We start from the raw sequence: 21,522 nt of genomic DNA on the forward strand, positions 1-21,522 counted from the left end.
TTATAAAAAGGGTTTTTTAGTCTAAATAAATCTGCCAAACTACGGGTGCAGTTTGGCAGATGTTTTTTTAAAATTTATAAGCAATTGTTCCTAGGAAGTTTGCCAATTTTTGCGGATTTGCTGTCGAATATCCAGTCCAATAATGTTCATTTGTGAAGTTATCAACTTTAACTCCGATTCTGAATTTCTTGGCATCATAAAATGCATTGACATTCAAAACGAAATATTTTGGTAAAACAAAATCTCCTGTTACATTGTTATCACTTGCATAATTTCCTCCAAATCCGAATCCTAGACCTTTTACTTTCCCATCAACAAATTGGTAAGCCAAGTTGAAGTTTGCATTCCAGAAAGAACCTGCTGTTGTTGGCCTTAAATCTGTTGATTCATCCACAGTATCGTTGTAAGCAAGACCTCCGACCAAAGAGAATCCTTTTACTAGATATGCATTAACTTCCAATTCGAAACCTTTGCTGAGTGTAGAAGCAGCTTGTTTTTGTACTGAAACAAAATTTGGGGCATATTCTCCAGTGTAAAGCAATTGGTTTTTCACTTGAATGTTGTAGTAAGATACTGTTGCATTGAATCTGTTTTTAAATAAACTTGCTTTGAAACCTCCTTCAAACTGATTTCCTGTTTCAGGGTCTGATAAAGTTGTACTTCCGGCTATATCAGAAGTATAATATCCGTTTGATTTAAAAGAATTTTGATAATTTCCGAAAACCGAGAATTTCTCCTTTACAATTTCATAAACAATTCCTGCCTTTGGAGAAAATGCTGATTGATTGAATGCTTTCTCTACATTTGTTCCATTCATTCCGCCTAAATAATCGTTGTTTTCATAACGAAGTCCTGCCATAATATGCAAGTTTGCAATCGGAGTAAAGAGGTTGGAGATATATCCTGAATAGGTGTTCAAATCTCTTAAGTAATCCCAAGTTGAAAATTTATTTGTATCTGCATAAAGTGCAGACAAAGCACTATCATTCATTCCTGAATAATCTGCGCCTGAAACTGCTACAGTATCAAAATTAGCGTTTAAATACTTGTAACGTAATCTTTCTGTTGTTCTCATATAATCAAAACCAACAACCGTCTTGTTTTTCATTCCATTTGAAAAGTCATAATTGAAGTTGAAGTTTTGTTGAATTTGAAACCAAGATTTTTTACTGTTATTTGTTGATTGGTCTGCTCTTGCAACCAAATATTGTCCTCCTGTGTAAGAAATTGAGAAATACGGATTGTAACCGTTTGAATAAGAATCAGAGTTATTGATGTAAGTATTTGAGGTGATGTTATCGTTGATTTTCCATTTCACGTTTCCGAAAACATTAGAGTTTCTTGCAGTCATATACAAATCTTTTCCGGTGTAAGATTCTTTATAATCCAAGCCAGCCGCTTTTTCCAAATCTTTCATATTATCGATTCCGTTCAAAGTTTTCGGCGAAAGATAGAAGAAATAAGGATTTGCCGTTACTCGGTTGTTGAACAATTCATAATCTACATTCAACTGAACTTTGTCGGAAACATTCCAAGTTAAGCTTGGAGCGAATGTTGTATATTGATTTTTTGCGTCAGTTTTTGTGAAGTTTCCTTCATTTGTATAAGCTGTATTTACACGGAAAAGCAAGTCTTTTGTAATCGGAGCATTAATATCTGCAGTTGCTCTGTAAGTATTATAAGTTCCTGCAGAAGCTGAGACTGCGCCAAAGAAATTTTGCTGAGGCTTTTTGGTAACTCTATTGATAAGACCACCGTAAGAAGCTACTGTACTTCCGTAAAGTGTTCCTACAGGACCTTTTAGGAATTCTAATGTTTCTACATTTATTGCATCGATTGTAGACGTAACAGGTGCAACTACGCCATTTCTGGTAGATGCTTGTGAAGGAAAACCTCTCAAAACGAAAAACGAGCCACCATCTCCTGCTCTTCCTGTTGGGTTCCACATTTTCTGCAAACCAGTTACGTTTCTATAGGCATCATCAACGGTGAAAATATTTTCATTTTCCAAAATCCCTTTATCGATAGAAGAATAGACTTGCGGATTTTCGATAAATTTTACCGGCATTTTATTGGAAGATTCAGTATCGAGCTTTTTCACCATTCTATTGATGATAACTTCTTCTATATTTTTAGAATTTGTAGAATCTTTTTTCTCTTGTGCAAAAGCAAATACAGTTGCCAATAACGAAGCAGAGATCAATAATTTATTCATTTGAATACCTATTTTTTTTGCAAATATATTCTTTTTAATTATTCTAAATAAAATATTAGATTGATATTTTTCATTTTTATTTAATAATTATTATTCGATAAATACAAAAACCCGCTTCAAATGAGGCGGGTTTTTGTGAAATCTATAATTTATCTCTTATGCGGGAATTTCTCCTCTGTATAAGAATGAAATAATTTCTTTGTTCATCTTGTCTACCATTTCACTGAATAGGTGGAAAGATTCTTGTTTGTAAATCACCAATGGATCTTTCTGTTCGTAAACGGCTCCTTGAGAAGATTTTCTTAAATCATCCATTTCACGAAGGTGAAGTTTCCAGTTTTCATCAATGATTGATAAAGTGATATTCTTTTCAAAATCATTAATTAAGCTGTCGCAGTGAGAATCGTAAGCTTCTTTTAAATCTGTAACGATGGTCAATGTTTTTACACCGTCAGAGAAAGGAACCTGAATCATTTTGAACATAGAACCTTGATTCTGATATACATTCTCAATAATAGGGAACGATTTTTCTTTCAACAAGTTCAGTTTCATGTTATAATCATCCTGAGCTGCTTTGAATAGAATATTGGTAAGTTCTGGAATTTGTTTTGATTTAAAATCATTTTCAGAAACCGGAGATTCCATCGTGAAGTTTTTAATTATTTCAAATTCAAAATCTTTGTAATTTCCAGTTGCTTTAGCTTTGGTCACAATAGAATTAGAAACATCAAAAATCATATTTGTAATGTCATACTTCAAATGGTCTCCGAATAGAGCATTCTTTCTTCTTTTGTAGATTACATCACGCTGCTTATTCATTACGTCATCGTATTCCAAAAGTCTCTTTCTTGTTCCGAAGTTGTTTTCTTCTACTTTTTTCTGAGCTCTTTCAATAGATTTAGAGATCATAGAATGTTGAATTACTTCCCCATCTTTATGTCCCATTCTGTCCATCATTTTTGCAATTCTTTCAGAACCGAATAAACGCATCAAATTGTCTTCCAATGAAACGTAAAACTGCGAACTTCCCGGATCTCCTTGACGTCCCGCTCTACCTCTCAACTGTCTGTCAACACGTCTAGAATCGTGTCTTTCTGTTCCGATAATTGCTAAACCACCTGCTTCTTTTACTTCTTTAGAAAGCTTAATGTCGGTACCACGACCTGCCATGTTGGTTGCTATAGTTACAACTCCTGGCTGACCTGCTCCGGCAACGATTTCTGCTTCTTTTTTGTGAAGTTTTGCATTCAACACCTGGTGTGGAATTTTTCTTAACTGAAGTGCTTTTGAAAGTAATTGTGAAATCTCAACAGAAGTTGTCCCCACCAATACTGGTCTTCCAGCAGAGGTTAGTCTTTCAATTTCTTCAATTACTGCGTTATATTTTTCTCTGTTGGTCTTGAAAACCAAATCTTGTTTATCGTCTCTCTGAATCGGACGGTTGGTAGGAATTACCACTACGTCTAATTTATAAATCTGCCAAAGTTCACCTGCTTCAGTTTCTGCTGTACCTGTCATCCCTGCAAGTTTGTTGTACATACGGAAATAGTTCTGAAGGGTAACTGTAGCAAAAGTTTGAGTAGCCGCTTCGATTTTTACACTTTCTTTAGCTTCAATTGCCTGGTGTAAACCATCAGAATAACGACGACCTTCCATAATACGGCCTGTTTGCTCGTCAACGATTTTCACTTCACCATCAATTACCACATATTCATCATCTTTTTCAAATAATGTGTAGGCTTTCAATAGTTGGCTCATTGTGTGAACTCTCTCAGACTTTTCAGCAAATTCAGCAAATAATCTTTCTTTCGCTTCAAATTCTTCTTCTTTAGATAAATTTTTAGCTTCTACTTCTGCAATTTCGGTTCCGATATCCGGAAGAACGAAAAAGTTGGCATCCGAGTTTCCTTGAGACATGTACTCAACACCTTTGTCTGTCAAATCAACCTGATTGTTCTTTTCCTCAATGACGAAGTATAAATCTTTATCTACAATCGGCATCTCACGGTTGTTGTCTGCCATGTATTGAGCCTCAACTTTCTGAAGCAATGCACGGTTTCCGCTTTCTGATAAGAATTTGATTAATTGTCTGTTTTTAGGAAGACCTCTGTAAGCCTGAAGTAATTTGAATCCTCCTTCTTTAGTATTTCCTGCAGCAATTAATTTTTTAGCTTCATTAAAAATAGCAGAAACAGTTTTTTTCTGTACTTCAACAATTCTGTCGATAGAAGGTTTTAAAATATCAAATTCTTGTCTGTCTCCTTGAGGAACCGGACCAGAAATGATTAATGGTGTTCTTGCATCATCTACCAATACAGAATCTACCTCATCCACAATCGCGAAGTTTAGCTCTCTCTGTACTAGTTCTGTAGGTGAAGTCACCATGTTGTCTCTCAGGTAATCGAAACCAAATTCATTGTTGGTTCCGTAAGTAATATCTGAGTTGTATGCTTTTCTTCTTCCGTCAGAATTCGGTTGGTGATTATCGATACAATCGATAGCCATTCCGTGGAATTGGTACAATGGTCCCATCCAAGCGGAGTCTCTTTTTGCAAGATAGTCATTCACAGTTACAACGTGAACCCCTCTTTCAGGAAGTGCATTTAAGTAAATAGGAAGTGTTCCTACCAAAGTTTTACCTTCACCGGTTGCCATCTCAGCAATTTTTCCACTGTGAAGAATTACACCACCAATAAACTGCGTATCGTAATGCACCATATCCCAGACTACTGGTGTTCCGGCTGCATTCCATGAGTTTTTCCAAACTGCCTGATCTCCCTGAATTTCAACGAAATCTTTTCCAGCAGCGGCTAATTGCTTATCCCAATCTGTTGCTGTTACACGAATTTCTCCGTTTTGAGCCCATCTTCTTGATGTTTCTTTGATCAAGGCGAAAGCTTCCGGAAGAACCTGTAAAAGAACTTTTTCCTCAATTTCGTAAGAATCTTTTTTCAAAGCTTCTATTTTAGAAAAAAGTGCTTCTTTCTCATCAACATTGGTAGAGTTTTTTATTTGCTCTTTAATTTGTTCTATCTGCGCTGTGATACTTGCTGTCGCTTCTTTAATTTTAGATTTAAACTCGGCAGTTTTCTCTCTCAAACCATCATCAGATAATTCTCCAACGCTTGGCTCAACAGCTTTGATTTTTGTTACAACTTTTTTTACTTCCTTTAGGTCCTGCGCTTTTTTGTCTCCCAAAAACCCTTTAAGAACTTTATTTAAAAAACTCATAGAATTTGATTTAAGCTCAAAGCTTATTGCTTTAAGCATATTAAAATTACACGCTTTGGTGTGTATTATATATTTAAAAAAGCTTTAAGTATACCACCTAAAGCTTAATGCTTTTCATTAATATTCGTCTTCGTTCCAAAGATAATCTTCATCTGTTGGATAGTCGCTCCATATTTCGTCGATAGCATCATAAATTTCTCCTTCATCTTCGATTGCCTGAAGGTTTTCTACCACTTCCATTGGTGCACCAGTTCTGATTGCGTAATCAATCAATTCTGCCTTTGTCATCGGCCAAGGTGCGTCGCTTAAATATGAAGCTAATTCTAATGTCCAGTACATAATTTATTATTTTTTGCAAAAGTATAAAAATAGGTTATATTATAAACTTTTTTTATGACTTGATTTTCAATTCTTTTGTTAATTTTTATCTATATTTTACTACAAGTGCTTGTATACTTGCCATCGCAGTAGATTGATGTCATTTTCTCAAAAACCATTCCACAAATTTTTTTGTGCCATTTTGGAAGTTTGTTGTGGGGTTGTAACCAATTAAATTTTTAGCTTTTGTAATGTCTGCGCTGGTTTTCTGCACGTCACCCGGTTGTAGTGGCAGTATTTTTCTGATGGCAGTTTTATTGAGATTTTTTTCAATTTCTGACAACATTTCAGATAAAGTGACAACCTCGCTTTCACCTAAATTGATAATTTCATAGATTCCTGAATTTTTCTCCAAATACACTGCTGATTTTAAAATTCCTTCAATAATATCATCTACATAAGTATAGTCTCTAGCCGTATTCCCATCACCGTAGAAAGGGATTTCTTTGTTTTCTGAAATGAGTTTTGTGAATTTGTGAATAGCTAAATCAGGTCTTTGTCTTGGTCCATAAACGGTGAAAAATCTAAGCTGAATCATGTCTATTCCGTATAAACTATGATAAACATGGCCTAAGACTTCTCCACATTTTTTTGTTGCAGCATAAGGAGAAATGGGCTGATCTACATTGTCGGTTTCAGAGAATGGAGTTTTTTCGTTGTTGCCATAAACACTTGATGAAGAAGCGCAAACAAATTTTTTAATATTAAATTGATTACACAATTCCCACAGATTCATTGTGCCCCGAATGTTAACTTCTTCGTATTCTAAAGGTCTTTCAATAGAAGGCCGTACGCCAGCAAGTGCTGCTAAGTGTATGATCGTATCAATTTTATGATCTTGAAATATCTTTTCTAATCCTTTTTTATCTCTAATATCCTGAAAATGTAAAGTGTAGTGTTCTGATTTTGAAATGGAAATTAAATGTTGAATATCGTTTTCTTTTTCAGAAAATTCAAAATCAATATTTTTTTCAAGAGAATCTAAAGTATTTTTAATTTTTATCTTATAATCATAAAAATTATCAAAATTGTCAATGTTTATGACAGAATGTCCTTCTTTCAATAATTTTTCTACTAAATGAGAACCAATAAATCCGCTTCCTCCTGTTATGAGATAAATCATTTGTTAAATTTGTTTTCACAAATATATCTATAAACTAAAAAGAATCTCAGCTTTTGGTTGAGATTCTTTTTTTTAGCTATAAATTTTTTGTTACCTGATGATTATTTTTTGGGATATAGACGTTCCGCTTTCTTCAACATTCAGAATGTAAATTCCTTTTGACAAGCTAGAGACGTTTATTTCGTTGGTAATAATTTTGTTCATCATTAATCTTCCTGTTTGGTCGAAAATTTTCACTTTTTTGTCAGTGTTTTTGGCGGAAGTAATGAAGATTTTGCCGTCAGTAACAGAAGTAGGATAAATATTTAATCCTTTTTTACTGTTTTCACTAGTTGCTAAAGTGGTTGCAGTTCCCGTTAATTTTATATCATCAACTCTGATACCGACATTAGAGTCTATAACATTGGTTAATCTGATTCTCAAATTAGATGTAGTAGGAATCGTTCCGGTAGGATTGATTAAAATCCAATTGGATGTTCCGGCTCCAGTAGGTCTTGTGTAGGTTAGAGGTGCCCAAGTTAAACCATCTGGGCTTATCTCAATTGTAAGTTCGTTGTTTGAAGGATTTGTGCTTTTAAAGTGGCCAAGTGTCATTGTTATGCCGCTGTAGTTTGTGGTATTTATTCCTTCGATAATTAATGTTTTTGCTGGATTTCCCGAGAGTGCAGTTACGGCTCCAAGAAATACGCATCCATTTCCGCTAGATCCGGTATATCCTTCTGATGGAGTAGAGGTTCTTACATCTGCTGTTCCGGAATAAACAATAGGGCTACTGTTTTGATATCCCGAATAAGCTGTTAACAAAGTGGTTGCTGTAGGATTTCCAAAGTTTTCTGAATAAATAGTGGTTTGCGCAAAAAGCAAAGATGTCAGTAAAATCGACAAAAAAGAGTAGAATTTTTTCATTTTATATGTTTTTGTAATTAAGAGTTAAATTATGAATTAGTTTTCAAATACATGAAAAAAAGTTTACATTTATATCTTAAATATTAAAATTTTTAAAATGCAGTTTTCCGGACAAATATTGAAAATGACAAGTTTCAATGATCAACCTATCCAATATTATCTTAATCTTTCAGGTGATCTTATTCATATGAATGAGCTATTCGGAAAAGAATTAACGATAAAACATACAGGTTTTCAATGTGTAAACTGTGGGTTAAACAAGGTGATTTACAGAATGGGATTTTGTAAAAGTTGCTTTTTTGAAAGTCCTTATGCGAGTGATACAATTATTCGTCCCGAGCTTTCTACAGCTCATTTAGGGATTGGCGAAAGAAATCTTGAAATAGAAAAGCAAATCCAATTGCAACCGCATACCGTATATTTAGCTTATACAGGCGATGTGAAAGTTGGGGTAACAAGAAATACACAGATTCCCACGCGATGGATTGATCAAGGCGCAACATTTGCTTTACCGATTGCGAGAACAGAAAACCGTTACGAAGCCGGAATGATAGAAGTTGCTTTAAAAGAGCATTTAGCCGATAAAACCAACTGGAGAAAAATGTTGCAAGACGATTTTGAAGGAGAGGTTGATTTGATAGATTTTCAGCAGAAAATAAGAGAATATTTTCCTGAGGATTTTCAAAAATTTTATTCTGAAGGTGAAGAGATTTGGAAATTCGATTATCCCTATTCAAAACCCGAAAAAGTAGCTTCATTCACTTTAGATAAAAAACCTGAATTCACTGCAGTATTAAACGGTATTAAAGGACAATATCTGAGTTTTGAGGGTGGAAACTTTATGAACGTAAGAGGTCATGAAGGATATGTGATAGAATTGCAAATTAAATAAAGATGAAAAAAGCCATATTTTTTATACTCCTATCTTTAATTTCTTGTAATTCAAGTTCTCAGAAGATTTCAAAAAATGAAATTGACTATATAGAAAAAGATAAAGAAAGTGGTTTTTTCAGAGTACATAATAAAAAAGGCAAATATGGTTTTATTGATAAAGACAGTATTATACAAATACCTTTTGATTACGACTTTATAAATCCATTTGATGATAACCTTTTAGCATTCACTAAAAATAATGGAAAAGAGCTTTATATCAACACAAAGGGTGAAATAATTATTCCTCCAGATTATGGAAAGCTAAATCTTTTCTCAGAAGGGTTATTAAGTGTAAAGAAAAATGGAAAGTATGGCTTTTTAGATACTAAAGGAAAAGTAGTTATTCCATTTGATTTTGATGGAACTGGTTTTTTTTGTCAAGGGTTGTGTATTGTTTCAAAGAATAACCAATATGGTTTTATAAATAAGCACGGCGAAATTGTTATTCCTATAAGTTATGAATCTGTTAAAAATTCTCATGCAGATAATATTGTAATCGCTTCTCAAAAAGGGAAATGGGGATTTTTAAATAGTCAAGGAGAGCAAATCTCAGATTTCATTTTTGATAAAGTTTTTAGCGGATATAATTTAAATATAAAAGCTCCATCGAATTTAAGCGAAGTAACAACATATTTTAAAAATGGAGCCGTCCTAGTTTTGAAAGACAACAAATACGAATTCCTAAACGAAAAAATAAAACCTGCCTTTCCTAATAATAAATTTGATTCGGCATCAGTTTTTGACACCTACCAAAATGCAATTGTTAAAAGAAATGGTAAGTACGGAATAATTAAGCCTAATGGTGAAGCCAAAGTTCAGATAGAGTATGATTTTGTAGAATATTTCGATTCAAATCACAATTCTTCTGAGTATTATAATGCTAGAAAAGGAAAAATATATTCTATTTTTAATAAAGATTTGAAAAAACTCGGAGACTCTTATGAGCCAGTTTATAATGATTATTCTATAAAAACACCATTTGTAATCTTTAAAAATCTAGAAAATAGATATGGAATGGTTGCTTCTACTGGAGAGGAAATTATTCCTTTTGATTTTGATCAAATCCACAAAATTGAAAGAACTAATCTCTTATTAGTTTCTCAAAAGAATAAATTTGGTATCATTGATGAAAAAGGGAAAATAAGAATTCCTATTCAATACAAAGAAATATACCCACTGTATGATAAGTTTGATGATGATGAACTTCGTAAAAAGAATTTGTTTATAGCAGATAATAAAATCATTAATATTGAAAATCAAGTATTAATTGATAAGTATAATTCAATCATACCAATTTTCAATAATCACAATTATCTTATTGTTTCTAAAAACAAAAAATTTGGAATTGTTGATGTTAACAAGAATATAATTCTTCCATTAGAATATGATGAAATTTCAAATTGGACAGAATATGGACCAAGACACTCAAAGTTTATTGTGAAAAATGGAAAAATAGGTTTAATTGATCATGAGAATTTTAAAATTACTGTTCCTCCGATTTATGACAAATTTAAGTACATCAATGGCTTGATTTTCGCTAAGAAACAAAATAAGGCAGGAATTATCAATGAGGGAGGAGCGGTTTTGTGCAATTTTATCTATGATGAAATCTATCCGAACCTTAGTGATTTCTACGCATATAGTGGTAAAGAACCGAGAATTTATGCAAAGAAGAATAATTCCTATTTTCAGATTAATGCTAAAGGGAAAATTTTAAAATCAAACCTGACCAAAAAATTTGTTATTGAAAGCTCTGAGATACCAGTAATTAACAAACAAAAAATATCAGAGACTCCTTTGCCACCAAAACCTCGATAAATGAAAACATTAAATATAAAATCATGAAAAAACCATGGGTTAAAAAGCTTTTAATAGGTCTTGGAATTTTATTTGGAATCATTTTGATTGCCAATTTCGGACTTAATATTTGGCTTAAGACCCAGCTTCCTGATTATATCAAAAAAAATACAGATTATAAAGTTTCTTATCAATCTTTGGATGTCGATTTGGGAACAGGAAATATTTTTGCAACCGGAATTACGGTTAATAATAAAAATCCCCAAAATACTGAGGTGATTGGTCTTCAGGGTACTATTGATACGCTGAAGATTAGTCGTTTCGGGATTTATGATGCATTGTTTAACAAGACCATCAGCTCTTCAGACCTGCTGCTTTCAAAACCGAATCTTAATATTATTCTGGCAAAACCTGTCGATAAAAAGACGGGAAAAAAAAGAAATCCTGTTAATTTTGAAAATATCAGGATTAATAAAGGAACAATCAATATTTTTAAATATACCAAACAGAAATTCGTAGGCGTAAACGAGCTTGATTTGTTTGTAGAAAACCTTCAGATGACTGAAGAGTCTGTTGAAAATAAGCTTCCTGTTGTTTTTGATCGCTATAGTATTCGAGGAAAAGATTTTTTCTTTCAGCCAAATGATATTTATACTTTAAAAATTGATAAGATTAATACTGCAAACGGACAGATGTCGATTGAAAACTTCCAGTTAATACCGATAATTACATTCGAGCAGTTTAAGAAATCGTATCCGAAAAAGGTTCAAATGTTTCAATTCAGTATTCCTAAAATGAATTTCAAGGATATTGTTCTGAAAAAAAATAAAGTTTCATTGGCTTATGCTGATTTCCAAAACCCTTTTGTAAAAGTTTATACAACCGGGATTTCGGCTGTTAAAAAAGCTGAAAAGAAGCAAGATTTTGAGTTGAATTTAGATAATATTGAATTGAATAATGCCAAGATTCAGGTAGTAAAACCCGATGAGACGGATTTGTTATTTGCTGAAGATTTGAGCGTCAAAATCAATCAATTAGCGCTTACCAAAGAGAGTTCTAAAGAAGTTATTCCTGTCCTTTACAACGATTTTAAAATTGCAGGAAAAGGAATTCACTATAATAATCAGCAGAATATTTCTGTTGAAAGTTTTAATCTAAATCCGAAAGGCGGACAAATCCGAAACGTTGTAGCAAAGCACACCAGTTCACCCAAAATGGCAATGGATTTTAAAACCAATCTGGTTCAGTTTAATATCAATGATTTTAAATTTATAGATAAGAAATTAAATCTTGACGTAAAAGATGTTCTGATTGATGGAATTAACGGTAAAATTACAGCAGGAAAACCCGTTCCGAAGAAAAAAACAGCAGTCACGGGAATTCAGTTTCCAATTGTAGTAAGAAAAATTTTAGTTAAAAATTCAAATATTACTTACGAAAGCAAAAATAAGCCTCTAACTTTTAATGATTTAAATGCCACTGTTAATCAGCTTGAATTGGTAGAAAACAATGCAAAAAATGGCATGGCCGTTAAAGTAAAAGATTATGCCTTAACCACCAAAAACTTTGTTTATAAAACTGAATTCTATAAGATGAATGTTGGAGCTTTAGCCTTAAATAAGAATAAGATTGAAATCAATCAGTTTGCGATGATTCCTTTGGTTTCAAGGGCGCAATTTATACGAATGATTCATGTTGAAAGAGATTTGTATGACATTAAAGTAAATACTATTTCGGCGCAGGGAAACTGGGAGTTGTTTTCTGAAAATAAATTCATCAACGCGACCAATATTACAGTCAATTCTGCTAATGCGAATATTTTCAGAAGTAAAATTCCGGCAGATGACCCTAAAGAAAAACCATTATACTCCAAACTTTTGAGATCTATAAAAATACCGATGTACATTGGTAATCTCAATCTCAAAAATTCAATATTAGAATACGAAGAAGATACTCCTCAAAGCGATGGGCCAGGAAAATTGACCTTTGCCAATTTTAACATGAATGTAAAGAATCTCAATTCTGGTAAAATGAAAGGAAAATCTACACAGGTTGCCATAAAAATAAACTGTGATTTTATGAAAACCTCACCGCTTGCTGTGAATTGGGGGTTTAATGTAGCAGACCAGGGCGACCGTTTTTCAATTTCCGGAAGACTGTCAAATATTCCAGCAAAAGCGCTTAATTCTTTTATCGTTCCCTATTTGAGCGTTTCGGCAACAGGAACAATACAGGAAATGGTTTTTGATTTTAAAGGAAATCCTAAAGGAATAGGAGGGGCTTTTAATCTTAAACATAAAGACCTAAAAATTTCTATTTTAGATAAAAAAAGTAAACAAAAGAAAGGTTTCTTAAGTGCTGTTGCGAATGTGTTTATCAAAACAGATTCAGATAAGCTTCCAGAATCTGTTATTGTAGAAGGTGTGGAAAGAGATCCTACGAAATCATTTTTCAATATGTTCTGGAAAGGAGTGGAAGATGGTTTAAAGAAAACGTTGATCGGAATAAATATCGATAAAACTAAAAAGACCGTTGAAGGAGCGGTGAAGACTGTAAAAAACGTGAAAACATCTGTTAAACAAGCCAAAGAAGATATTTCTAAAGAGCTTAATTCACCTAAAATCAATAAATCAACCGAGGAAAAACAAACGGAAGAGCCTAAAGAAAAGAAAGGCATATTCAAAAAAATATTCAAGAAAAAAGAAAATCCCAAAACTGAGTAATTTCGGGATTTTATATATCAAATTAGTTTGGCTTTAATATTCTTCACTTTCCTGAATCGGAATAGCACGAAGAAAAGTATCAAATTCTTCACCGGGATAGTTGCTTTCTGCTCCGTAAGAATCAATAATAATTCCTAAATTTTGATCATTATCCTGCAATACATATAAAGCTACATTATCGTCCGGGTTGCTGTCGCCTTCAAAACGATAAGTTTTTAGAATTGATAATTCTTCAGGAAGGTAGTTTTTTTCAGAATGATCATATTTCATTTGGCATTGATCATTCATTCTAAATTCTTTGTGAATACCCCTTTTTCTTAAGGTTTCCATGACCTGACTCAGGGTTGCCATTTGGTCATTGTTTTCTGAATGTTCCATAATAATATTTTAGTTTGTTACTACAATTATTAAACCACAATTATGACTGTATATTTTAATTCAGTTTTAACAAAATTCCCGAATAGATTAACAAAAATTGTTATCAAAGATGTGTAAAAAGGAACACTATTTGATGTACCAAATTAGAAAATCGTAAAAAACATGAAAAAAGAAGTAGGAGTTTTACTGGCAGGAGGAGTCGGTCTTTTGGCAGTATTAAGTTTTATAAGCGTAAAGAAAATTTTAGGTAAAAAACATAAAAAGTATACCGAATACTATTCAGATCATCACAGACATTTTGATAAAAAAAATCATGATGATGATCATGGTATAGAGTTTTATGCTCTTAAGTAAGAAGTAGTAAATAGATATAAATTTTTTCAAAATCCGACATTCAATTTTATTGATGTTGGATTTTTTTTGTGTAAAATTTAGTGTTAAAATTTATTATTTTCGAATGAAAGATTTCTAATTTTACATCAGAAATGCAGAACGAAAATATCATAAAAGGACAAGGCGCTCAACGAAATGTAATCAACCGTTTCGACAGATATACCTTTGAACCTGAGGATGAAGATTTCGAACTAGTCAAAACTTCTTTCACTGAAGTATTTCCAAAAACCATTGTTAATCAGGTGAAAAGCGAAGATCTTCCGATGGAGTATTCGATGAATCCTTACCAAGGTTGTGAACATGGATGTTCTTACTGTTTTGCAAGACCAACGCATGAGTATTGGGGCTACAGCGCCGGAATTGATTTCGAAAGAAAAATCATGGTCAAGAAAAATGCTCCGGAATTATTAGAGAAGTTTTTCAAAAAAAGAGGTTATAAACCTTTACCTATTTTAATGTCGGGAAACACAGATTGTTATCAACCTGCCGAAAGACAATTTGAAATTACCAGACAACTTCTGCAAGTTTGTCTTGATTACAGGCATCCCGTCAATATTTTGACAAAAAATACATTGGTTCTTCGTGATTTGGATATTCTGAAACCTATGGCAGAACAAAATTTAGTTTCAGTGTCGCTGAGTATTCCGACAATGAATGAAGATTTGCGCAGAAAAATGGAGCCTCGAACTAGTTCTACAAACAATAAACTGAAAGCGATAGAATTACTTTCTGAAAACAATATTCCTGTTAATATTATGGTTGCTCCTATTATTCCAGGCCTCAATAGTGATGAGCCGCTGAATATATTAAAAGCAGTTTCAGAGGCAGGAGCTCAGAGTTTTGGTTATACTTTGGTACGATTGAATGATACGGTAGAACCTGTTTTTGTAAAATGGATTGAAGCTCAGTTTCCGGACAGAGCGCAGAAAGTTTTAAACTTGATCCGTTCTATGCGGGGCGGAAATTTAGGTGAAAAAAGATATTTTGACAGACAGAAAGGCAGTGGTAATATTGCGGAAATGATTCACAATACTTTCAAAATAGGAAGAAAAAAGTTTTTTGACGGGAAAGAATTTCCAAAACTTTCTACGGAAGGTTTTACAGGAACTAAAGAACAGCAATTGAGATTGTTTTAATTTTATTTAAAACAAAAAAGACTTCCGAGAAAAAAGAAGTCTTAATATTTTAAATTTAAACCATCAACTGACAACTATCAAACCATCAACAATTTCTTATCCAATCAATTCTTTAGCCTGCGTTAATGCTGCTTCGGTGATTTTACTTCCGGAAATCAGCTGTGCAATTTCATTCAGTTTTTCTTCATCACTAAGAGGGATGATTGTTGACTGTGTTTTTCCGTTAATGTCTTGTTTTATAACTTTATAATTATCATTTCCTTTTGCCGCAACCTGTGCCAAATGAGAAATAACGATTAATTGCATATCTTTTGACATTTCGCGCATCAGATTTCCTATTTCTTCGGCAACTTTTCCAGAAACTCCGGTGTCGATTTCGTCTAAAATCAAAGTTGGAAGCTCATCGCTTTCAGCAATTATTTTTTTCACAGCAAGCATTACACGAGATCTTTCACCTCCAGAAATGGCGGTTTGAATAGGCTTTAAAGGAAATCCTGAATTTGCCTGAAACAATAGTTGAATATTTTCTTTTCCAAAATGATTGTATTCTGAGGCGTTGGTCAATTCAATATCCACTTTCGCTTTTTCTAGCCCGAGTTTTTTAAGCAAATCTTCTGCTTTTTTGATGAAAATTGGGATGCTTTTTTTTCTATTTTTAGAAAGTTTCTGGCTTAAAGTTTCCAGAGATTTTTCCTTTTCAGAAATATTTTCAAGAATTTGTGCGATGTACGCTTCAATCTCTGCGGTTCCTTTTTGTTCACCCGAAAGCTGATCTCTGACTTCTTTTAAGTTTTCAATATCAGCAACATTGTGTTTCAGGAAAAGACTGTTTATTTTATTGTTGAATTCTAAAAGCTGGGCTAAAGTTGAAGGATTAATTTCAATGGTATCGGCTTCACCTTCCAATTCTGAGATAATATCTTTTACTTCTACAAAAGAAGTTTCCAGTCTTTCGTTAAGTTCGGCAAAGTTGGTTGAAACTTCAGCAATTTTAGAAAGTTTAGATTTGGCTTCATTGAAAAAAGAAAGAATTCCTATTTCTTCCTGATGAAATCTAGAGAGAATTTGGCCGATGTTTTCTGAAATCATTTCTGCATTTTCCTGCATGGAAAGCTGATTCTGTAAATCTTCATAATTTACATCATCCATTTTCAGATCTTCAAGTTCGCTTAAAAGAAACTGCTTGTAATCACTCTCTTTAGTACTTTCTGAAAGCTGAGTCTGAAATTTTTTAAGTTGAGTTTTTAAGCTCTGGAATTCAAAAAAGTTCTGTTGATAGTTTTCGATTAGTTTTTTGTTATCCGAAAGTCCGTCGATGATCTTAAACTGATATTCTGATGTAAAAAGGTTAGAGGTTTCAAACTGAGAATGAATGTCAATCAGTTGAGACGTCAGTGCTTTTAAAATATCCAAAGTCACCGGAACATCATTGATAAAGGCTCTTGATTTACCTGAGGGCAATATTTCACGTCTGATTATGGTCTGATGCTCATAATCGATATCATTTTCGATAAAGAATTTTTTAAACTGATTGTTCAGTTCAAACTCTGTTTCTACGATGCTTTTTTCTTCAGTTTTTGAAATTGATTTTATATCTGCTCTTTCACCCAAAATCAATCGAAGAGCACCGAGAATAATCGATTTACCTGCACCTGTTTCTCCGGTAATCACCTGTAAACCATTGTTTAAAGATACTTCGAGAGCATCGATAAGAGCGAAATTTTTAATGTAAATTCTTGAAAGCATAGATCAAAAGCAGATTACGTTTGTTAGTGCAAATATAAAATTTACAGGTCAGAAGTCAAGAAGTATGTCTGTTACTTCCACTTATTCCATTTAGATTCGGAGTTCTTTGGTGAGAAGATGATCATCTGCTGTTTCAAAGTGCCAATATTTATAGAGCCGTTATTTCCAGAATTGAAAATGTTGAATATCTCATCCGCTTTGTTATCCATAAAAAGATTGAAGAAATAATTCTGCTGGAAAGAGTTTTCGTAGGTTTTCAGCTGTAATAAGGCATCAAAAATAATTTTCTTAGCTTGTGATTGGTCTTGATTAAACAATCCATCTAAACCTGCTCTGTGATAGGTGTAAATAGTAGAACGAAGTTGGCTCATATTAGGATTAAGAATCTCTCCAATTAAAATAGAACGGCTTCTAGGCTCATTAATCTGGTTCCAGCCTTCATAATTTCTATTTTGAGAATTTTGAGCAATTTGTTGTGCCTTTGAAAACCACTGAGTTCCTCCCATTGACTGGAAGCTGTCTGCATCGTAACCCAAAATAACATAAATATAAAAGCTGATCACATCAATTAAGTTTTTCCCTGAAAACTGTCTTTCGTTGAAAATAAGATTTTCGTTTTCAGCATATTCGAAAGCAAATCTATTATCCTTAAGATTTAAAAGAGGAGATTCATATGAACTGTTAAAAACAGGACGAACCGCCTGAATAACTATAGCTCCTTTATATTTATTTCCATCTCGTTCGCTGAGAACAATCGCAAAATTTGATTTTATTTTTTCGAAATTCTGAAGTTTTTTACCTGTCCAGCTTGTATTGTTGATGAAATCTCTGAGACTTTTTTCCAAAGCTTTATAGACCTGTGTATTGCTCCCACCTAAGCTCTGAGAATTTACCTGAACGGTAGCCAGAAGCTCCTGAGAAAAACTGAAATTGAATACAATCAGAAAAAAGAGTATGATTATTTTTTTCATTTGACAAATTAAAAGTTGAAAACGGAAATTTATAACATTTATTTTAAAAATTGAGCTTTAATACAATCGAGAATATCTTTAGCGACATTTTCTTTTGATTTTAAATCAAATTCTATTTTTTCTGTTTTTGTAAATATCTTTATTTTGTTGGTGTCATTTTTAAATCCTGCGCCTTCATCACGCAACGAGTTTAGAACAATCATATCCAGATTTTTCTTGGCGAGTTTTCCTTTCGCATTTTCTTCTTCATTTTGAGTTTCCAAAGCAAATCCTACCAAAAACTGATGAGATTTTTTCTCGCCCATTGTTTTCAGAATGTCCGGATTTTTGATTAATTCTATCGTAAAAGTATCTTCATTTTTTTTAATTTTTTCTGAAGCTACTATTTTCGGAGCATAGTCTGCCACTGCAGCGCTAGCAATTCCGATATCAATGGTTTCGTAATATTCGAAAACTTTATCAAGCATTTCTTTTGCTGACGTAACTCTGTGTAGATTTATATTTTCATGTTTTGGCTTCAAAGAGCTCGGTCCTGAAATAAGAATCACTTTTGCACCTCTTTTAGCAGCTTCTTCGGCTATAGAAAATCCCATTTTTCCTGAAGAATGGTTTCCTATAAAACGAACAGGGTCAATGGCTTCATATGTCGGTCCTGCTGTGATTAGGACTGTTTTTCCTTGTAGAGATTTTTTTTGAGCAGAATTAAAAAACTCTTCTAATGTTTTTACAATGTTTTCGGGTTCTGCCATTCTTCCCTGACCTATTAAACCGCTTGCCAGTTCTCCACTTTCGGCAGGAATTACCGTGTGACCAAACTCTTCGGCAAGCTTAAGGTTGTTTTTGGTTGAAGGATGTTGATACATGTCTAAATCCATTGCTGGAGCAATGAAAACTGGGCATTTTGCCGACATATACGTTGCAATCAATAAATTATCGCAAATCCCGTGAATCATTTTTGCTAAAGTATTTGCTGTACACGGTGCTACAATCATGACATCTGCCCATAATCCCATTTCCACATGGCTGTTCCAGGTTCCGTTATCGCTGTAGAACTCACTGTAAACAGGTTTTTTTGAAAGGGTAGAAAGGCTTAGCTTGGTTACAAAATGTTCTGCATCAGGAGACATAATTACCTGAATTTCGGCTCCTTTTTTCACTAAATCTCTGATGAGGAAATGAATTTTATAGGCAGCTATTCCGCCAGAAACGGCAATGAGAATCTTTTTCCCTGAAATACTCATGTAGATTTTTTTAAAGGACTAATTTACTGCTTTTTTCAAGAATGTCTTTATCTTAATGCGCTGCATTTTATCTGCCATTAAGAATTTAAGCAGAATTGATATATACAAACAACAAAAATCATAGAAGAAACTAATCTTCTATGATTTTATATTTTATAAGAATGAAATTTATTACTTTCTTTCTTCAGTCTTTCTGAAATAAATATCACCATCTAACCATTCTTGGATAGCGATAGATGTTGGCTTTGGAAGTTTCTCATAATGTTTTGAAATTTCGATTTGTTCTCTGTTTTCAAAAACTTCTTCCAAAGTAGAGTTGTGAACAGCAAATTCGTCTAATTTATTGTGTAATTCAGTACGGATTTCTGCATTGATCTGCTCTGCTCTTTTCCCCATGATCACAATAGCTTCATAGATTGAACCTACTTTATCTTCAATCTTATCTTTATCGTAAGTAATAGTATTTACTTCTGCTTTTGTATCTTTTACGCTCATTTTGAGAAAATTATTTTAATTATAAGATGGCAAATTTACGAATTATCTTTGGATTTTGAAAGTCGCCGCAGGAGGAGGGGTGCTTAATGCCGCACTGTCTCTCTGAATCTGCATTGCTTTCTTTTCGTTAGCGATTTGTTCTTTAATTTGCTGCTCTGTTTTATTTTGTTCTGCTAGCTTAGCAGCAATTTTTTTCTGCTTTGCTGTAAGTACTGCAATTTTTTCTTCCATTTGTTTCTTAGCGACAACAAAATCTCTTTTCTCTTTTTCGAGTTTTTGTCTTAAATCTAAAGCTGTTTTAGAATACTCTGTATCTGGAAGCTCTTTTTCAACCTGTCTTGTAAAAGCTAAAGCACTTTCGATACGCTCGCCTTTTAGGTCATAATTTGAACCTATAGCTAAAGAATAACGTGCTTTCATCATATAATCATATATTTTCGGACGAAGCTTTGTACTTGGAAAATCATCCAAAACATTTTCAAAAGTAGTTACAGCTGCTTTGTAATCTGCCATTTTGAAATATTGCTTAGCATTTTCGAAAGCCTTGAATTCCAGTTTATAAGAAAGCTCATCAATCATTGTGTTGATGTTTTTTGCCCTTTCAGAATTAGGATATGCATTCAAAAATTCCTGAAGCTCATTAATGGCCAATTCTGTACTCGTCTGATCTAAGTTATAATCCATAGAGCCGTTGTAGTAACACAATGCAGACATATAAGCAGCTTCTTCTTTTCTGTTATCCTGAGGGAAACTTACTGAGAAGTTTTTAAACTGATTTCCAGCTAGTCTGTAGTTTTTATCGTAATAATTGGCATACGCAGAATTGAAAACTACATTTGGCGCATCATCTGTACCCGCAACCAAATTGGGAAGCCTGTCATAAAGTGCCAATGCGTTTTTCCACTTCTTTTTAGCAAAATTTTCGTTTGCAGCTTTTAGAATAAAGTTTTTGTCTGCACTTCTCAATGCTTTTTCCTGCTGACTTTTGCATGATGCCAAAACAGCAATAGCGAAAATACCTAAAATATACTTTTTCATATAAAATGTAACAGTTTTCGGGTTTACCGACCTATTAATTTGCAAAAATATAACTTTTTTGCTAAAAGATTTTTTTTTATGATTATTTAACGTAAAATTAGTCTGCCGAATATCCCAAAACAGCAAAAGTATTCATTAAAAGATTCATTCTTACCTTTTTTTCGGCTTCTTTGGTGTATGATTCATCATCTTTGTTGGGCACATACAGTTCATAGAAATTCTTATTCCTGATGACAAATAAAGTAGAACCTATAATGGTTGTAAGGATATCTTCGGGTTTTGGTGTAAACGTAAAAACTCCCGAAGCGACCCCTTTTTTGATGACTTCATCTAATTTTCTTACAAAAAGCTGATAAAAATCTAGAAGTTCATCCTTAAGGTTTTCAGTATGCCGAAGTTCCTGAGTTACAAAACCATGAAAATAATTGTATCTGAAAAGCTGACTGACAATATATTTTATCATTTCCTTCATCTGCATTTCCGGCCTGCCTTCTTTTATGGTGTCTGCAAATTCAGAAAAATTCTCTCTTGTTTTTAATACTCTATATTGGTATAGATATGACATCATCTTTTCTTTAGAGCCAAAATAATATGAAATCATTGCGACATTGATATTGGCTTTAGAGCTAATATCTCGTACAGATGTTCCTTCATATCCTTTCTTGGCGATGAGTTCTTCGGCGATATCAAGAATGTGAATTTGTTTCTCAGAAAACTTTTTTCCCATAATTACGGTTTTAGTAAAGTTAAGACTTTTTAACATATCTGTAAACGGTTGTTTAAGAATTTTAATTCTTGCTGTAATTGTAGTATTTTTG

General features: G+C 33.2%; 17 protein-coding genes. 5 read left to right on the top strand and 12 right to left on the bottom strand.

Features of this window, described 5'->3' with window-relative positions:
* Nucleotides 1–67 precede the first annotated feature (67 nt).
* From AB671_RS06840 to AB671_RS06860, 5 genes are all read right to left on the bottom strand, one after another.
* Nucleotides 68–2,215, bottom strand: coding sequence for a TonB-dependent siderophore receptor (locus AB671_RS06840; protein ID WP_066675372.1), 2,148 nt, complete (start codon nucleotides 2,213–2,215; stop codon nucleotides 68–70).
* 156 nt (nucleotides 2,216–2,371) lie between these two features.
* On the bottom strand, nucleotides 2,372–5,446 hold the full coding sequence (secA, locus tag AB671_RS06845; RefSeq protein ID WP_066675446.1) for a preprotein translocase subunit SecA: 3,075 nt from the start codon (nucleotides 5,444–5,446) through the stop codon (nucleotides 2,372–2,374).
* A gap of 117 nt (nucleotides 5,447–5,563) precedes the next feature.
* A complete protein-coding gene (locus AB671_RS06850; RefSeq protein WP_027382805.1) occupies nucleotides 5,564–5,785 on the bottom strand; it encodes a DUF2795 domain-containing protein in 222 nt (73 codons plus the stop codon).
* Nucleotides 5,786–5,924: 139 nt separating this feature from the next.
* Nucleotides 5,925–6,947, bottom strand: coding sequence for a GDP-mannose 4,6-dehydratase (locus AB671_RS06855; RefSeq protein WP_066675371.1), 1,023 nt, complete (start codon nucleotides 6,945–6,947; stop codon nucleotides 5,925–5,927).
* 90 nt (nucleotides 6,948–7,037) lie between these two features.
* The gene (locus AB671_RS06860; RefSeq protein WP_066675370.1) at nucleotides 7,038–7,853 is read right to left on the bottom strand and encodes a T9SS type A sorting domain-containing protein; all 816 of its coding nucleotides are present in this window, start codon (nucleotides 7,851–7,853) and stop codon (nucleotides 7,038–7,040) included.
* Between the two features lie 97 nt (nucleotides 7,854–7,950).
* Between AB671_RS06860 and AB671_RS06865 the strand changes: the two genes are divergently transcribed.
* Genes AB671_RS06865 through AB671_RS06875 form a run of 3 tightly spaced genes read left to right on the top strand, consistent with a single transcriptional unit; the run spans nucleotide 7,951 to nucleotide 13,306 of the window.
* A complete protein-coding gene (locus tag AB671_RS06865; protein ID WP_066675369.1) occupies nucleotides 7,951–8,745 on the top strand; it encodes a DUF2797 domain-containing protein in 795 nt (264 codons plus the stop codon).
* A 2-nt stretch (nucleotides 8,746–8,747) separates the two neighbouring features.
* Nucleotides 8,748–10,604 (top strand): WG repeat-containing protein, encoded by a 1,857-nt coding sequence (locus AB671_RS06870; protein WP_066675368.1) that lies wholly within the window; start codon nucleotides 8,748–8,750, stop codon nucleotides 10,602–10,604.
* A 23-nt stretch (nucleotides 10,605–10,627) separates the two neighbouring features.
* A complete protein-coding gene (locus tag AB671_RS06875) occupies nucleotides 10,628–13,306 on the top strand; it encodes a hypothetical protein (RefSeq protein WP_066675366.1) in 2,679 nt (892 codons plus the stop codon).
* A gap of 33 nt (nucleotides 13,307–13,339) precedes the next feature.
* On the opposite strand, the gene AB671_RS06880 is transcribed toward AB671_RS06875, so the two are convergent.
* Nucleotides 13,340–13,684 carry a hypothetical protein gene (locus tag AB671_RS06880; protein ID WP_066675364.1) on the bottom strand — a complete coding sequence of 115 codons (345 nt, stop codon included), beginning with the start codon at nucleotides 13,682–13,684 and terminating at the stop codon, nucleotides 13,340–13,342.
* A 162-nt stretch (nucleotides 13,685–13,846) separates the two neighbouring features.
* Between AB671_RS06880 and AB671_RS06885 the strand changes: the two genes are divergently transcribed.
* Both AB671_RS06885 and AB671_RS06890 read left to right on the top strand, forming a co-directional pair.
* Complete coding sequence (locus AB671_RS06885; protein WP_066675362.1) at nucleotides 13,847–14,038, top strand: hypothetical protein; 192 nt, start codon at nucleotides 13,847–13,849, stop codon at nucleotides 14,036–14,038.
* 131 nt (nucleotides 14,039–14,169) lie between these two features.
* Nucleotides 14,170–15,213: a PA0069 family radical SAM protein gene (locus tag AB671_RS06890; protein ID WP_066675360.1), complete on the top strand. Its 1,044-nt coding sequence runs from the start codon at nucleotides 14,170–14,172 to the stop codon at nucleotides 15,211–15,213.
* 96 nt (nucleotides 15,214–15,309) lie between these two features.
* On the opposite strand, the gene AB671_RS06895 is transcribed toward AB671_RS06890, so the two are convergent.
* The 6 genes from AB671_RS06895 to AB671_RS06920 form a co-directional block, all read right to left on the bottom strand.
* The gene (locus AB671_RS06895; protein WP_066675358.1) at nucleotides 15,310–16,959 is read right to left on the bottom strand and encodes a DNA repair protein RecN; all 1,650 of its coding nucleotides are present in this window, start codon (nucleotides 16,957–16,959) and stop codon (nucleotides 15,310–15,312) included.
* A 71-nt stretch (nucleotides 16,960–17,030) separates the two neighbouring features.
* Complete coding sequence (locus AB671_RS06900) at nucleotides 17,031–17,930, bottom strand: DUF4835 family protein (RefSeq protein ID WP_066675356.1); 900 nt, start codon at nucleotides 17,928–17,930, stop codon at nucleotides 17,031–17,033.
* A 38-nt stretch (nucleotides 17,931–17,968) separates the two neighbouring features.
* Nucleotides 17,969–19,171, bottom strand: a complete 1,203-nt coding sequence (gene coaBC / locus AB671_RS06905; RefSeq protein WP_066675354.1) for a bifunctional phosphopantothenoylcysteine decarboxylase/phosphopantothenate--cysteine ligase CoaBC — start codon at nucleotides 19,169–19,171, stop codon at nucleotides 17,969–17,971.
* 171 nt (nucleotides 19,172–19,342) lie between these two features.
* Entirely contained in the window at nucleotides 19,343–19,666 is a 324-nt protein-coding gene (locus AB671_RS06910) for a DNA-directed RNA polymerase subunit omega (RefSeq protein WP_066675352.1), read from the bottom strand.
* A 42-nt stretch (nucleotides 19,667–19,708) separates the two neighbouring features.
* Nucleotides 19,709–20,704 carry an outer membrane protein assembly factor BamD gene (gene bamD / locus AB671_RS06915; protein ID WP_066675349.1) on the bottom strand — a complete coding sequence of 332 codons (996 nt, stop codon included), beginning with the start codon at nucleotides 20,702–20,704 and terminating at the stop codon, nucleotides 19,709–19,711.
* A gap of 97 nt (nucleotides 20,705–20,801) precedes the next feature.
* On the bottom strand, nucleotides 20,802–21,431 hold the full coding sequence (locus AB671_RS06920; protein WP_066675444.1) for a TetR/AcrR family transcriptional regulator: 630 nt from the start codon (nucleotides 21,429–21,431) through the stop codon (nucleotides 20,802–20,804).
* Between the last annotated feature and the right edge of the window lie 91 nt (nucleotides 21,432–21,522).

Source organism: Chryseobacterium sp. BGARF1, assembly GCF_001677955.1.
Lineage (GTDB): Bacteria > Bacteroidota > Bacteroidia > Flavobacteriales > Weeksellaceae > Chryseobacterium.

Coding starts and splice junctions, on each gene's coding strand:
- secA (WP_066675446.1), bottom strand. CDS start 5,446: ATGAGTTTTTTAAATAAAGTTCTTAAAGGGTTTTTGGGAGACAAAAAA.
- AB671_RS06900 (WP_066675356.1), bottom strand. CDS start 17,930: ATGAAAAAAATAATCATACTCTTTTTTCTGATTGTATTCAATTTCAGT.
- AB671_RS06920 (WP_066675444.1), bottom strand. CDS start 21,431: ATGGGAAAAAAGTTTTCTGAGAAACAAATTCACATTCTTGATATCGCC.
- AB671_RS06910 (WP_066675352.1), bottom strand. CDS start 19,666: ATGAGCGTAAAAGATACAAAAGCAGAAGTAAATACTATTACTTACGAT.
- AB671_RS06870 (WP_066675368.1), top strand. CDS start 8,748: ATGAAAAAAGCCATATTTTTTATACTCCTATCTTTAATTTCTTGTAAT.
- coaBC (WP_066675354.1), bottom strand. CDS start 19,171: ATGAGTATTTCAGGGAAAAAGATTCTCATTGCCGTTTCTGGCGGAATA.
- bamD (WP_066675349.1), bottom strand. CDS start 20,704: ATGAAAAAGTATATTTTAGGTATTTTCGCTATTGCTGTTTTGGCATCA.
- AB671_RS06855 (WP_066675371.1), bottom strand. CDS start 6,947: ATGATTTATCTCATAACAGGAGGAAGCGGATTTATTGGTTCTCATTTA.
- AB671_RS06885 (WP_066675362.1), top strand. CDS start 13,847: ATGAAAAAAGAAGTAGGAGTTTTACTGGCAGGAGGAGTCGGTCTTTTG.
- AB671_RS06895 (WP_066675358.1), bottom strand. CDS start 16,959: ATGCTTTCAAGAATTTACATTAAAAATTTCGCTCTTATCGATGCTCTC.
- AB671_RS06865 (WP_066675369.1), top strand. CDS start 7,951: ATGCAGTTTTCCGGACAAATATTGAAAATGACAAGTTTCAATGATCAA.
- AB671_RS06860 (WP_066675370.1), bottom strand. CDS start 7,853: ATGAAAAAATTCTACTCTTTTTTGTCGATTTTACTGACATCTTTGCTT.
- AB671_RS06875 (WP_066675366.1), top strand. CDS start 10,628: ATGAAAAAACCATGGGTTAAAAAGCTTTTAATAGGTCTTGGAATTTTA.
- AB671_RS06880 (WP_066675364.1), bottom strand. CDS start 13,684: ATGGAACATTCAGAAAACAATGACCAAATGGCAACCCTGAGTCAGGTC.
- AB671_RS06890 (WP_066675360.1), top strand. CDS start 14,170: ATGCAGAACGAAAATATCATAAAAGGACAAGGCGCTCAACGAAATGTA.
- AB671_RS06850 (WP_027382805.1), bottom strand. CDS start 5,785: ATGTACTGGACATTAGAATTAGCTTCATATTTAAGCGACGCACCTTGG.
- AB671_RS06840 (WP_066675372.1), bottom strand. CDS start 2,215: ATGAATAAATTATTGATCTCTGCTTCGTTATTGGCAACTGTATTTGCT.